At 69.7% G+C, this 14,009-nt stretch carries 11 protein-coding genes; 4 read left to right on the top strand and 7 right to left on the bottom strand.

The features are described 5' to 3' along the window. Positions 1–43 precede the first annotated feature (43 nt). On the top strand, positions 44–1,210 hold the full coding sequence (locus tag KUTG_RS50980; RefSeq protein WP_157495383.1) for a low temperature requirement protein A: 1,167 nt from the start codon (positions 44–46) through the stop codon (positions 1,208–1,210). A gap of 83 nt (positions 1,211–1,293) precedes the next feature. Here KUTG_RS50980 and KUTG_RS50975 read toward each other — a convergent pair whose 3' ends face one another. The 3 genes from KUTG_RS50975 to KUTG_RS50965 all read right to left on the bottom strand — a co-directional run bounded on the left by KUTG_RS50975 (position 1,294) and on the right by KUTG_RS50965 (position 6,983). Beyond that, positions 1,294–3,798 carry a glutaminase domain-containing protein gene (locus KUTG_RS50975; RefSeq protein ID WP_043727300.1) on the bottom strand — a complete coding sequence of 835 codons (2,505 nt, stop codon included), beginning with the start codon at positions 3,796–3,798 and terminating at the stop codon, positions 1,294–1,296. 66 nt (positions 3,799–3,864) lie between these two features. Next, the gene (locus tag KUTG_RS50970) at positions 3,865–6,171 is read right to left on the bottom strand and encodes a ricin-type beta-trefoil lectin domain protein (protein ID WP_232241387.1); all 2,307 of its coding nucleotides are present in this window, start codon (positions 6,169–6,171) and stop codon (positions 3,865–3,867) included. Positions 6,172–6,347: 176 nt separating this feature from the next. Further along, positions 6,348–6,983 (bottom strand): HAD family hydrolase, encoded by a 636-nt coding sequence (locus KUTG_RS50965; RefSeq protein WP_043727298.1) that lies wholly within the window; start codon positions 6,981–6,983, stop codon positions 6,348–6,350. Between the two features lie 22 nt (positions 6,984–7,005). Here KUTG_RS50965 and KUTG_RS50960 point away from each other — a divergent pair, with 22 nt between their 5' ends. Next, entirely contained in the window at positions 7,006–8,559 is a 1,554-nt protein-coding gene (locus KUTG_RS50960; RefSeq protein WP_043727296.1) for a phytoene desaturase family protein, read from the top strand. Here the strand turns inward: KUTG_RS50960 and KUTG_RS50955 are convergent. After that, entirely contained in the window at positions 8,556–9,965 is a 1,410-nt protein-coding gene (locus KUTG_RS50955) for a S1 family peptidase (RefSeq protein ID WP_232241386.1), read from the bottom strand. The two genes, KUTG_RS50960 and KUTG_RS50955, sit on opposite strands and share 4 nt — an antisense overlap. Positions 9,966–10,000: 35 nt before the next feature. Next, entirely contained in the window at positions 10,001–10,807 is an 807-nt protein-coding gene (locus tag KUTG_RS50950) for a helix-turn-helix domain-containing protein (RefSeq protein WP_043727294.1), read from the bottom strand. 102 nt (positions 10,808–10,909) lie between these two features. Between KUTG_RS50950 and KUTG_RS66900 the strand changes: the two genes are divergently transcribed. Together KUTG_RS66900 and KUTG_RS50940 are read left to right on the top strand one after the other, a co-directional pair. Beyond that, positions 10,910–11,206: an SDR family NAD(P)-dependent oxidoreductase gene (locus tag KUTG_RS66900; RefSeq protein ID WP_043727291.1), complete on the top strand. Its 297-nt coding sequence runs from the start codon at positions 10,910–10,912 to the stop codon at positions 11,204–11,206. Between the two features lie 322 nt (positions 11,207–11,528). Further along, positions 11,529–12,221 carry an SDR family NAD(P)-dependent oxidoreductase gene (locus tag KUTG_RS50940; protein ID WP_232241385.1) on the top strand — a complete coding sequence of 231 codons (693 nt, stop codon included), beginning with the start codon at positions 11,529–11,531 and terminating at the stop codon, positions 12,219–12,221. Here the strand turns inward: KUTG_RS50940 and KUTG_RS50935 are convergent. Then, positions 12,199–12,816, bottom strand: a complete 618-nt coding sequence (locus KUTG_RS50935; protein ID WP_043727285.1) for an alpha-ketoglutarate-dependent dioxygenase AlkB — start codon at positions 12,814–12,816, stop codon at positions 12,199–12,201. The genes KUTG_RS50940 and KUTG_RS50935 overlap by 23 nt on opposite strands. A gap of 255 nt (positions 12,817–13,071) precedes the next feature. Beyond that, a partial coding sequence (locus KUTG_RS50925; protein ID WP_043727278.1) for a 4-hydroxybenzoate 3-monooxygenase occupies positions 13,072–14,009 on the bottom strand: 938 nt, incomplete at its 5' end.

The raw sequence follows: 14,009 nt of genomic DNA, 5'->3' as shown, positions 1-14,009 counted from the left end.
TCCGTGCCGTGAGCGACGAGGGCGGCACAGCTGGGTCGGCTGGGTGGAGCTGTACTTCGACCTGGTGTTCGTGTTCGCGGTGGGCCAGGTGGCGCACGGCATCGTGACCGATCCGCAGTGGTCGCGGGTGGCGGCGGCGCTGGGCCTGTTCGCGACGCTGTGGTGGACGTGGATCGGGTTCGCGGTGCTGTACAACCGCCGTGGCGACGACAAGCGCGTCGCCGACCGGCTGTTCGTGCTCCTCGGCACGGTGCCGTGCGCGATCGCGGCGACCCAGGCGCATCACGTGTTCGAAGGCCATCCGGCGGTGTTCGCGCTGGCGCTGGCCGGCGTCCGGCTGATCCTGGCGGTCGCGCACCGGTGGCCGGCCAAGGGCGAGCTCGACCAGCACCGGATCAGTTGGGGCTACACGGCGTCGACGGTCCTGTTCGCCGTGTCCGCATTCCTGCCCTGGCCGTGGCTGTACGTCCTGTGGGGCTTCACCCTGCTTCAGGAGGCCGGTTTCCTGCTGCTCGGCAGTCACCGCGACGTCCACCGCGATGTCCGTCGCGGCAAGGAGCGGCCGAGCCGGGAGAGCCGGTGGCGTGAGCTGCTCGCGCCGCCGAAGCAGCCCGACCAGGCGCTGGACTCGGCGCACCTGTCGGAGCGGTTCGGCCTGTTCATGATTCTGCTGCTCGGTGAGGTCGTGATCACGGTGGGCGGCGCGGTGCTGGAGCGCCCGTCCGACGACCTCGGGTACTGGCTGGTGCTGGTGGGCGGGCTGGTGCTGGCCGGGGCGCTGTGGTGGATCTACTTCACGTCCGCGGCCGAGATCTACGAGCGCCTGCTCAGCCTGTCCGGCGGCAACCCCGCGCTCGCGTACTCCCTCTACGCCGGCGGGCACCTGCCGCCGGCCTTCGCGCTGCTCACGGTCGCGGCCGGCGTGAACCTGTCGCTCCAGGACCCCGCGCCGTCCACCGCCGCCTGGTTCATCACCGCCGGGCTGACCATCTACCTCGTGGGCACCAGGGTCTTCGGCACCGCACGGCGGCGGTGGTACCTCGGCCTGCTCCGGGTCGCCCTGCTCGCCGCCACCGTCTGCCTGGCCCTGGTGGACCGGCTGCTGCCGGCGCCGTGGGTAGTGGCGGTCGTCGCCGTCTGGGCCGTCGGCACCGCCGCCTCCGCCGGCTCCGTCCGCCACAAGGCCCTGGCCGCCCTCCGCCGCCAGTGACACCGCGAGTCCCGCTCTCCGGCAACTGAATGTCGAGTTACGGAACTCGGACACATGCTTGTCCGAGAGCGGGACTCGCGGTTTCAGAGGAGGCGCCAGAGGTGGTCTTCGGAGCCGTTGTCGGACCACTGGGTGACCTGGGCGGAGTCGGCGGTGGACTGATCCTGCACGGCCATCACCTTGCCGCTGTGCACGTTGACGATCTTGGACCAGCCGTCGCCGGCGTCGACGATGCGCCAGAGGTGGTCGGGCGTCCCGTTGTCCACGTACTGCTGGACGTGGGCGCCGTCGTCGGTGGACTGGTTGTGCACCGCCAGGATCTTGCCGCTGTGCCGGTTGACGATCCGCACGACACCGGGGCTGTCGGGCACGATCGCCCACAGGTGGTCGGGGGTGCCGTTGTCCGCGTACTGGGTGACCTCGGCGCTGTTGGCGGTGGACTGGTTCTGCACGGCCAACAGCTTGCTGCTGTGCTTGTTCTGGATCCGCACCCACTGCGTGACGCCGGTCTGCGCGCGGGGCAGCAGGGCCAGGAAGCCGCCGACGACGGGCCGCGCCCTGAAGTACAGGAACGAACCGTTGGCCACCCTGTACCAGTCGGACACCGGCACCCGGTCGCCGGTGGTGTCGGCGAAGTTGTACACGCCGTTGATCAGCGTGTCCCGGACCGCGCGGTCGGCCAGCCAGGCAGCGGTCCACAGCTCCCAGTCCGCCTTGGTGTAGTCGTTGCGCGGATCCAGCAGCACGCCGTACGGGGTGGCGTTGGCCTGGTACCAGGCCGCCTCCTGGGCGTGCACGGCCTCGGGCACCAGGTCGAGACCCAGCAGCTCGTCGGGATAGCCGTTGTACTTGAGGCTCCACGTGTTGTTCAGGTCGTAGGCCAGCTTCAGGTGCGTGCCGGACGGGTCCTGGGCCAGGTCGAACCACTGGCTGATGTAGGAGCGCGCCACCGAGATGTAGCGGTCGGCCTCGGCGGCGTTGCCGAGGAACCGGGAGATCACGCTCATCGCGCCGACGCCGACGATGCCCTTGAGCGCGAGATTGGCGCTGTGCGCGATGAAGCCGGTGAAGTCGTCGGTCTGGTTCTGCAGGCCGGGATCCAGGGTGTTGCCGACCAGGTAGTCGGCCCACTGCTTGAGGATGGCGTAGTGGGCCTGCGCGAAGGCGTGGGCGTCGGCGGCCGGCAGGTGCTGCACCAGCGCGGCCGACATGATGAGCATGTTGGCCGATTCCTCGACCGGCATGTCCTCCTCGTTGCCGTCGTTGTGGCCGGTGGCGTTGGGGTAGTGCGTGCCGAGGTCGTGCTCGGCGAACTCCTTGGGCCAGCCGCCGTGCTCGGCGTAGTCGAACAGCGGCTCCAGCAACAGCCGCAAGTACGACGGCCCGAGGTACAGGTAGCCGGGGAACGCCGGATAGATCACGTCGACGGTGCACATGTTGCCGTTGGAGGAGATCTCCTTCAGCGTGGCCCACGGGGATCCGTTGCGGTCCACCAGTTCCGTGGCGCCCATGGCCTGCCGCACGGCCAGCGTGCACAGCGCCGCGTACTTGGCGCCGCCGGCGGCGGTGGCGTCCTGGTTGAGCTGGGCGTCCAAGGCGACCGCACGGGACAGCGCCGCGCCGCGGTCGGCCACGAACCAGTCCATCATGGACTGCCACGTCGACCAGTAGTGCGTCCACCATGGACGGAGCGCGTCGGTCAGGTAGGTGACGACCGGCGTGCGGACATGGCCCAGCACGGCCGTGAACTCGGCCGTGGTGGCGCCGACGGAGCCGAGGTCGGCGTTGAGGCCGAGCACCGGCCAGCGGTTGGAGATCTGGCGCGGCATGTCCGTGTCGACGGTGCCGGGCAACGTGCCGGCCGAGGCGGCGTTGCCGCGCACCACGGTGTCCTGCCCGATCTGCCACGTCAGGCCGCCGGTGTTCACGCCGGCCAGCATCACGGTTCCCCACGACGCCTGGTCGTTGTTCTCCGCCAACGGCGTCGGTGAGGTCGGCGTGAACGACAGCGTGGTGGTCGACGCCGTCTGGTCCTTACGCCAGTTGACGAGCTGGCCGTTGTCGCCGTGGGCCCACTCGGCGGAGATGTCCAGGTACACGCTCACCTGGTGCTGTCGGCCGTCTGCGCCGGCCACGCCGACCGTGACGTAGCTGAGCGGAACACACTGCCGCTGCACGTTCTCCGGGTCGACCGGGGAGAAGAACGTCACCGTCAGGGTGACGCCGCCGCCGGTCAGCGTGTAGATCGACCGGGTTGCCGTGACCTGCAAGGACGTCTGCGCCAGCTGGGGCAGCGCCGGCTGTGTCGGCGCGCCCGCGAACACATAGGACGTGCCGTCCACACGGACGATGCCGCACAGCGCGGTGGTGCGGCCGTTCCAGAAGCTCGACCACGCCCCGGGCAGGTTGTCAGCGGCATGCCACGCCGACAGGTACGGAGACCGCACCGCCAGCGGGGTGGCCGGCGGACGCAACGGCGTGAAGGTGCCGGCCGGAGCTGCCTGCGCGGCGCCCGGCACCGTCATCATCGGCAGCGCCCCCGCCGCCGCGATCACGCCTGCGAGTCTCAGCACCGAGCGTCGTGACATGTCTTCCACTGTGCCCCCTTTGATCAGCCTGTTCCATAGTCCGTTGGTGCGGGCCGTCGCGCCCGGTCAAGCCGCCGGCAGCTGCCAGCGCTGGTTCGCACCGCCGTTGCAGTCCCAGATCTCCAGCTGGGTCCCGTCCGTGGTGGAGAAGCCCGGGTCGTCCAGGCACTTGCCCGACTGGACGCTTCGCAGGCTGCCGTCGGTCGCCTGCGTCCACTGCTGGTTTCCGCCGCCGTTGCAGTCCCACAGCTCGACCAGCGTGCCGTTGGCCGTGCCCTGTCCGGTGACGTCCATGCACTGCCCGGAATTCACGAGCGAGCCGTTGCGGACGGTCCAGGTCTGCGCGGCGGAGCCGTCGCAAGTGGCCAGCGCGACCTGCGCGCCGGCCCGGGCGCACTTGCCCGCCATGCCGGACGTGATCGGGCCCTGGCGGGCCGGCGAACCGGCGCCGGGCGTGATCGCCAGGTTGTCGAACTGGTCCGTGGCATAGCCGACGACGCCGATGCCGGCCTGGCCGTTGGTCCAGCGCCCGTCGGTGGCGGTGCCCGCGGTGTGGCCGTCGACCGATCCGGTGATCGTGCTGCCCTGGAAGGTCACGGAGAGCGTGTGCCACGCGTTCGTGCCGAGGGCTGTTGTGGTGCCGGAGGCCAAAGTCGTGAGGGATCCGCTGGTGTCGCCGGAGACGATGGACCATGCCCCGGTGTCGCTCACCCGGAAGTAGTAGGCGTCCTGATGGGACTGCGGGCGGGACTGCGCGTTGGCCCGGCCCATCAGCTCCACCGCGCCGGCCTTGGCCAGCCGGACGTCGGCCGAGACGGTGTAGTTGCCCCAGTCCTGGTCACCGATCAGGGAGAACGCGTCGGAGTCGTCCTGCCACTCGATCGGACGGATCGGCGCCATCTGGGTGAGGCACTGGCCGCTGCGGCCCACGCACGGCTGCGCCTCGTACGATCCCTGCATGTCCGAGAGGTACTTGGCTTCCGTGCCGCTGGCGTACTCGAAGCCGTCGCGGTACGGCAACGCCAGGCCGTGCTCGGCCGGGCTGACCGCGGTTCCCTTGCCCTGCCCGGTGGTCGTGGAGATGGTGTAGATCGTGTTCGGCTGGAGGGTCAGCGTGTAGCTGGAACCGTTGACGTCGGCGCTGTGCTGGAAGTCGGGGCCGGTGCCGAGGCTGGTGGTCCAGACGTGCGCGGTGCTCGTGTTGAGGCCCCGCACGGAGAAGCTCACCTGCTGGGCTGCGGTCGCCGTGGACGTCTCGATGACGGTGCTGTAGTCGTGGCCGTCGGTCAGGGTGACGTAGCTGCCGCTGGTGCCGAGATAGCCGCTGGCCGAGTCGATGAAGTGCCAGCCGGGCTTGGTGAACTGGGTGACCTGCGCCGTCGCCCAGGTGCTCTTGCCCGTGCTGTACGCGCCCGACCACGGCGACGGCGCGACGGCGAGCCCGACCGTGCTGTACGGCAGGTTGGGGTAGATCGCGGCGAGTAACGGCCAGTTCAGGTAGGCGGTCATCTTGGCGTCGAGGTAGCCGCGGGTGATCGACCTGATCAGGGGCGCCGTGCCGCTGTCGATGTCCTGCGACCCGTTCTCGCTGGCCCACAGCGGCTTGCCGGTGGCCAGGGCGTTGGACGTCGTGCCGCACGAGACCGCGTCGCCGCCGTCGCCGCCGTGGCAGGGGTAGTGCGCGCCGACGATGTCCACCGCCTTGGCGAAGGTGGGGTCCTTGACCATGTCGTCGGCGATCTCCCAGCCGGAGTCCGCGCCGACGACCTTCACGCCGCCGTAGCCCTTCCCGGCCAGGGTGGCGTGCAGGTTCTCGTACCAGCCCTTGTCGTAGCCGCGCTCGTTCCAGCCGCCGAGGAAGCTGATGTCGAGGCCGTGCTGCTTGGCGCAGCCCAGCCACGTCATCAGGTAGTCGACCATGTCCTGGGACCAGAAGTTCCCCTTGCCGATCCAACCCGGGGCGGCCCAGGCCAGCCCGTACAGCTCGATGTTCGGGTTGCGGGCCTTGGCCTGCTCGGCCAGCCACCACTCGTAGCCGCCGCCGCAGTTCACGGCGCCCTTCGTGTGCTCGATGCTCGGCTCGGAGCCGTCGGTGGAGTTGGCGTCGCCGCCGATCTCCAGCTTGAGGACCTGGAGGTCCGCGCCGTAGCCCGGCTTGAACAGGTAGTCCAGCACCTGGCCACGCTGGGGTTCCGGGTAGTCGATCAGCAGCCTCGAGTTGCCTCCGCCGCCGCTGATCGCGCCGATGCCGTCGAAGGTCCGGCCCCCCTGGGAGCCGTCGATGGTGATCGACGTCGCCGCGTCGGCCGTCGCCGGCCCGGCCAGCGCCAACGCGGTCACGACGGCCAACATCGCTGTCCAGTACCTGGCCACGGCTGTCCCCATTCATCCTGGCACCGTGGCGGCGGTGCGTTGACATCGTTGTCAGCGATGACGCACCCACCATGCTGCCCGGTCCCCCAGGGCCGGACAAGGATCACGTGTTCACAGATGTGCACTGGCCCCCGGTCCAAAACGTCCGGTTCAGTATGGACGGCCGGGCCCGGCGGTCACCGCAGAATGAGGCGAACCGCATCCGCCGCGGCGGCCACGACATGGTCCGGACCACCGACTCCGGCCGGCCACTCGCGGCCGTGATGCACCCAGGCCGTGCGCAGGCCGGCGGCGCGGCCGCCCACGATGTCGGCCTGACTGTCGCCAACCATCCACCCGCCACCGAGCGCCGAGCCGGCCCGCGCCGCGGCGATCTCGAACAGGCCGACGTCGGGCTTCCGGATGTTCTCGGCGGCGGAGATCGCCCAGCCGTCCACGTGTTCGGCGATGCCGCTGCTGGTCAGGGTGAGCGTCTGCACGTCCTCGTAACCATTGGTCACAACGCCGATGCGCCAGCCGGCCGCCCGGAGCTGCTTCAGGCCGTCGAGCATGCCGTCGTAGGCCGGGACCAGCGTCGGCTGCCGGTCGCGGTACTGCACCCACAGCTCGTCGAAGGAGGCGGCGAGCCCGTAGCGCTCGCGGACCAGGCCGAAGTACTCCTCCTTCGACACCATCCCGTTGCCGTCGGCCGCCATCAGCCAGTCCACCTCCGCCGGGTCGAGGCCGTGGTCGGCGGCGAACTCCACGGCCCAGGCGAGCTGGCCGGCGTGGCGGTCGGCGAGAGTACCGTCAAGATCGAAGAGTGCGAGCACGAAGCAGATCCTAGGGTGGGGTATGGACTTCGACGCCGTGGTCATCGGGGCCGGGCACAACGGGCTGGTCGCGGCGAACCTGCTGGCCGACGCCGGCTGGCGGGTGCTGGTCCTGGAGGCGGCGGACGAGCCCGGCGGGTCGGTGCGCAGCGCGGAGGTGACGGCGCCGGGCTTCGTGACCGACCTGTACAGCTCCTCGTATCCGCTGGCGGTCGCCTCGCCGGTGCTCAAGGGCCTCCAACTGGAGCGGCACGGGCTGAAGTGGCGGCGCGCCCCGGATGTGCTGGCTCATGTGCTGCCGGACGGGCGCGGGGTGACGCTGTCGCCGGAGATCGAGCGGACGATGGCGTCGGTGGCGCACTTCGATTCCCGTGACGGCGAAGCCTGGCGCGCGATGCACGAGCAGTGGTTGAAGGTGCGGGATCCGTTGCTGGAGGCGCTGTTCCGGCCGTTTCCGCCAGTGCGGGCGGCCGGGAAGCTCGTGGCCGCAACGGGATCGGCAGAGGCGCTGCGGCTGGCCCGGATGCTGACGTTGTCGGCACGGGGCCTGGCCGAGGAGCGGTTCGGCGGCGAGGGCGCGCGGTTGTTGTTGAACGGCAACGCGATGCACGCCGATGCCGGGATCGACAACACCGGCAGCGGGGTGTTCGCCTGGCTGCTGGCCATGGTCGCGCAGGAGCTGGGCTTTCCGACACCGCAGGGCGGGGCCGGCGAGCTGACCCGGGCGTTGGTGGCACGACTGAAAACCGTTGGCGGGCAAGTGGAATGTGGCCGGCGGGTGACCGAGATCCTGATCGCCCGGGGGGCGGCCGTCGGCGTGCGGGACCATGAGGGCAACGCCATCCGTGCCCTCAAAGCCGTCCTGGCCGACGTGCCGGCGCCGCAGCTGTACACCGACCTCGTTGGGACGCAGCACCTTCCGTCACGTCTCGTGCAGGATCTTCAGCGGTTCAGGTGGGATCCGGCCACGGTCAAGGTGAACTGGGCGCTGTCGGCTCCGATTCCCTGGACGGCCAAGGAAGGCGCCACGGCCGGCGTGGTGCATCTGGGCGGCGACATGGACATGATGTCCGGGGCCAGCACGGACATGGCAATGGGGCGCGTACCCCGCAACCCGTTCCTGCTTCTCGGCCAGACCACCACCGCCGACCCGACCCGCTCCCCCGCCGGCACCGAGTCGGCGTGGGCGTACACCCATGTGCCGCAAGGACAACGCTGGACCAAGGACCGGGTGACGCGGTTCGCGGACAAGATCCAGCAGGTGGTCGAGAAACACGCCCCCGGCTTCGCCGACCGGATCATCGCCCGGCACGTGCAGGGCCCCGACGACTTCACCGCCACCGTCAACGGCGGCACCGCGATCATCGCCCAGCAGCTGGTGTTCCGGCCGACGCCGGGCCTCGGCCGCGCCGACACCCCCGTCGACCGGCTCTTCCTCGCCGGCAGCTCGGCCCATCCCGGCGGCGGCGTGCACGGCGCCCCCGGCGGCAATGCCGCCCGGGCCGCGGTGGCCCGGGCGAAATGGGGCGACGCCTACAAGTCGGTCGTCGGCGCCGCCCACCGCCTCGTGTTCTAGCCGTTGGGCGTGGTGATCACGTCGAAGTGCGAGCCCTTGCCGCCGCTGAACGCGTTGACGTCGTCGAGGATCGTGCCGATGGGCGAGTAGTTGTTGGCCTCGCCGCTGGTGCACGGGCCGCTGCCGTTCTGGCCGGGCAGGTTGCCCTCGAGAATGCCGAGCGCCGTGTTGTCGACCTGGCTGAACAGCGGTCCGCCGCTGTCGCCGGGGCGGGCGCAGATGTTGGTGTTGATGCCGACGTCGGTGGAGGTGACCTGGCCGCAGCGGGTGCCGGGCAGGTAGTCGGCGCCGGCGCCGCTGTCCACGGCCTGCGGGTAGTTCCGCTTGCTGGAGGCCGAGCCGTCGGCGCAGACCACCCAACCGGCCTTGATGTCGGAAAGGGGGTGGATGCCGGTGATGGGCTGGCTGCCCGAGTCGGCGTTCTGCCCGTTGCACGCCTGCGAGGAGTCCAGGCCGCCGGGGCGGCAGTACAGCAGGACCGTGTTGTGCGGAGTCTGGTTGTTGAGCCACGTGTCGGCGGTAGTCAGATCGACGTACTGCACGAACTGGTAGTCGTACGGGTACGCGTACTTCTCCACACCGTGCTGGTTCACAATCGGCGTCGTGTTGTGCTGCGTGGGCGTGAAGTTCGTCTTGTTCTGGGCACAGTGCCCGGCGGTCAGCACCCAGGGGGTGTTGTTGGGGAAACCGCCGCCGGTGGACCGCACGTTGAAGGCGACCGTGCAGCCGCCCATGCTGCCGTCGTCCCGGGTGTAGTCCAGCCGCAGGCCGCCGCGCATGGGGCCGTAGCCGCTGCAGAACAGCGGATGGCAGTAGCCCCAGTCGACCGGGCCGCTCAGCGGCGTCGGGATCGGCAGGTCCTTCACGACCACGCCGGGCTGGCTGACGGCGGCCCGGGCCGCGGCCGGCGTGCGCCGCCACAGGACCACGTTGTTGGCCTGCTGGTCGATCGCCGGCAGGTAGGCGGAGTCGGCGCCCGCGTCGACCTGCGTGGCCAACTGGTTGCGGACCGTGGTCAGCTCGGACAGGGAGTTCGCGACGGTGCGGGTCCGCACGTGCGAGCGGTCCGGGAGCTGGGTCAGGTACGGCTTGATCGCCGCCTGGTCGGTGGCGTCCACGGTGAGCACGCCGCCGTGCTGCTGGTCGATCGCCATGCCGCCGTAGGTGGCGGAAGCCTTGGCGCGCAACGTCGTGTCCAGTCGGGACGCGTCGAGCTGTAGCTCCAGACGGCGTAGCGCCTCGGCCGGACTGACGCCGTAGGCCTGCTCCAGATAGCTCATCGACGCGGCCACGGTGGCCGGATCGAGTGTCGGCGCCTGGCTGACGGCGCCCGCGTTCACAGTGGACGCGGCCACGGCCGGGACGGCCACCGCGACAGCCGCGATGAGCACGACGATTCTGCGCACTTCTCCCCCTTCGTCGCTGAGACGACGGGGGAACTTTACAGAGCCCGCAACAGGGCCAGCGCCTGGGCGGACCTACTGCCCGGCTCGGCGTGGAAGACGACGAGAATCTGCCCGCCGGAACCGGTCACGGCCAGCTTCTCGTGCCGCAGGTCGAGGTCGCCGACCAGCGGGTGGGTCAGGCACGAGACGCCGCTGGTGCGCCGGCGGACGTCGTGCCGGGCCCACAGGCGGCGGAACTCCTCGCTGCGTACGGACAAATCCCCCACCAGCTCGGCCAGCGCGGGATCGTCCACATCGGGACCGACCAGCGCCCGCAGTCCGGCCACGGTGCCGGCGATGATCGCGTCCCAGTCCCTTCGGTACATCGCGCGCACGGCCGGGTTGAGGAACGCCTCCCGCATCATGTTCTTGCCCTCGCGGTAGCTCGGGCACAGCGCGGTGGCCATGGGATTGGCCACGAGCACGTCGTGCAGCCGGCTCTGCACGTACGCGGACGTGTCGGGCCAGGATATCACCAGCTGCCGGATGCCCTCGGATGCCTTGTCCGCCTTGTGGGTCGGGCGTTTCCGGGCCACCGGTCGGGCCAGGGCGTGCAGGTGCTCGGTGGCCTCCACGTCCAGTTGCAACGCCCGCGCGATGGCCTCCAGCACCTGTTCCGACGGGTTCTGGTCTCGGCCCTGTTCCAGCCGCAGGTAGTAGTCGCTGCTGATGCCGGCCAGCAGCGCCAGCTCCTCGCGGCGCAGACCCGGCACCCGCCGCCGGCCCTGGCCGGGCAGGCCGACGTCCTGCGGCCGCAGCAGTTCGCGGCGGGCCCGCAGGTACTCGCCGAGTCGCGTGTCCATGCTTCCAGGGTAAAGGGATCGCTTGCGCCCTGCCTGTCCCCCGTGGTCCCAGGATCCGGAGAGCACTGGCTGGCCTATGTGGACAGTCGCAGACTGATTCCCATGACACGTATCACGACTCCGTTCGGATTCGCCTCCACCGCCGACGACGTGGCCGCCGGTGTCGACCTCGCCGGCCGCCGCGCGGTCGTCACCGGCGGCGCGTCCGGCATCGGCGTCGAGACGGCCCGCACGTTGGCCCGCGCCGGGGCCGAGGTCACGCTGGCCGTCCGGGATGACGTTGTTGAATGGCTCGCCGCACAGGAGACACTTATTGTCCCGCTCTTTAACGTTTCGCTCAAAACTCACTACACTCTGGCCCGCACCCAGAAGAGCCCTTGGCGCCTCAAGTACTTATAATACCGACCGACAAAGAAGGCACTAAAGTTTGCCATACATGTCCATACGCACTAGCAAGACCGCCGTATAGATCAGAGAAGAGCTGGTGAGTATGAGGCGAATAAGCTTACAAAGTTCCGAGCTATGACAGTACTAGACGTCGCAACCCGAACCAACCCCAAATGGGTCAACACTGGGAACGAAAGGTCACACCCTACGTTGGCGAGGCCTAGCGAACCAGTGGATACGAACTCTAGAGAGCCCAAGTGGCAGTCTATAAAGCGGGCCCAGCAAGAGACCTGGGGCGTGCGCTTAAACGATCGTGCGAATTATATGGCAACTAGTGTCCCCTGTGGACCTGGCCGACCGGCGGACCATCGCCGACTTCGTGGGCGGCTGGGACGGGCCGCTGCACATCCTCGTGAACAACGCCGGCGTGATGGCGATGCCGGAGCAGCACACGGCCGAGGGCTGGGAGATGCAGTTCGCCACCAACCACGTGGGCCACTTCGCGTTGACCGTGGGTTTGCACGAGGCACTGGCCCTTGGACGCGGCCGGATCGTGGCCCTGAGTTCCAGCGCCAGCAAGCACTCGCCGGTGATCTTCGACGACCTGCACTTCGCGTTCCGCCCGTACGACCCGTGGCTGGCCTACGGTCAGTCCAAGACCGCCAATGTCCTGTTCGCCGTGGAGGCGACCCGGCGTTGGGCGGCCGACGGCATCACCGCCAACGCCGTCATGCCGGGCGCGATCTCCACCAACCTCCAACGCCATGTCGGCGGCCGGGTGCGCAGCTCGACCAACGACTGGAAGACGGTGCAGCAGGGCGCGGCGACCTCCGTGCTGCTGGCGGTGTCGCCGCTGCTCGACGGTGTCGGCGGACGGTACTTCGAGGACTGCAACGAAGCCGAGACCCTGCACGCGCGCGGCGAGGACCTGCTGCACGGCGTCGCCGCCTACGCGCTGGACCCGGCCAATGCCGTGCGGCTGTGGGAAGTCACCGAGCGGATGCTCAGTGCACACCCCGTGGCCTGAACTGCACGCTGATCCGCGGCCCGACCGGCTTCGCCGTCTTGGGCACGGAGTGCTCCCACGTCCGCTGGCATGTGCCGCCCATGACGATCAGGTCGCCGTGGCCCAGCATGCGCCGGACGCTCTCCCCGCCGCCTCGGGGGCGCAGCAACAGCGCCCTCGGGGCGCCCAGCGACACGATCGCCACCATGGTCCGATCGGTGTTGCGGCCACTGTTGTCGCCGTGCCAGGCCACGCTGTCGTGGCCGTCGCGGTAGTAGCACATGCCGGCCGTGCGGAACGGCTCGCCCAGCTCCGGCCCGTAGTGGTCGGTGAGGGCGTCCCGGGCCCGGTCGAGCACGGGATCCGGCAGCTGGACGTGCTCGCGGTAGAAGCAGACCAGCCGGGGCACGTCCACGATCCGGTCGTACATCTGGCGGCGCTCCGCGTACCAGGGCACGTGTCCCACCAGCCGGTCGAACAGCAGATCCGCGCCGGTGAGCCAGCTCGGCAGCACGTCCACCCACGCGCCCTCGGTCAGTTCGGTGCGGTGGACCCCGCGCAGCGACCCCAGCGTGGGCGACTCGGCCTGGTCGAACAGTGAACCCTGCAACGCCATGCCGCCGACACTATCGAACGTCTGTTCGAATCGCCAGCCATCGCGGCCAAGTCGTGCGGGTGAGCGGCCGGCCGGGATGGTCGGCGACCTGCAGCAGGAACCGCGCGCGGGCCGACGCCAGCGGATCGGGATCGTGGACGCTCAGCCGGAATGCGTCGGTCGGCACGTGGTGGACCAGCCCGGTGTAGCGCCAGTCCTTGAATCGACCAGGCCGTGCAGCCACGAGTGATCAAGCACGCACGCAGGATGCCAGATCTACCAGGGCAGACCGACGTAGTTTTCGGCAATGCTGGTCAGCGCGGCCCTACTGCCGGCGGTGTAGCGCAGCTCGGCCAGCTGCACCTGGCGCTGGAAGGCGTCGGCCGTGGGCAGAATGTGCAGCATCGACGTCATCTTCCACGAGAACGCCTCGGCCTTCCACACTCGTTGCAGCGCAGTGTCTGAATAGGACTCGACGAGCCGGGAGTCGTTGCGCTTCAGCAGTTCCGTCAGCGCCAGTGAGAGCAGGCGGACGTCGGCGACGGCGAGGTTCATGCCCTTGGCCCCGGTCGGCGGCACGATGTGGGCGGCGTCGCCGGCCAGGAACAGGCGGCCGTGCCGCATGGGGGCGGCGACGAAGCTGCGCATGGCGGTGATTCCCTTGTCCAGCAAGGGTCCTTCGAGCACGGGGCTCTCGCCGTCGACGGCCATGCGGGTGTGCAGCTCGGCCCAGACCCGGTCGTCGGGCCACTCGTTGAGGTCCTCGTCCGGGGCGACCTGGAGGTAGAGTCGGGTGATCTCGGGCGAACGCATGCTGTACAGCGCGAAGCCGCGCTCGTGGTACGTGTAGGCGAGTTCTTCGCGGGTGGGCGCGGCCTTGGCCAGAATGCCCAGCCACGCGAAGGGGTAGGTGTGGTCGTAGGCGTCATGGGGCACGGCTTTCCGGCTGGGGCCGTGGAATCCGTCGCAGCCGGCGATCACGTCGCAGACCAGCTCCTGGGCCTGCCCGTCGGCGTCACGGAAGGTGATGCGCGGGCGGTCGGTGTCGATGTCGTGCACGGCGGTGTCGCTGACGTCGAACAGGATCTGCCCGCCGTCGCGATTACGGGCGTCGATGAGGTCCTTCACGACCTCCTGCTGCCCGTACACGGTGACGTTGCGGCCGACCAGCTCCTCGAACGCGACGCGGTGGTCGGCGCCGTCGAAGCGCAGCG

The organism is Kutzneria sp. 744 (assembly GCF_000568255.1).
Lineage (GTDB): Bacteria > Actinomycetota > Actinomycetes > Mycobacteriales > Pseudonocardiaceae > Kutzneria.
This window is presented reverse-complemented; position numbering and strand designations above follow the sequence as displayed.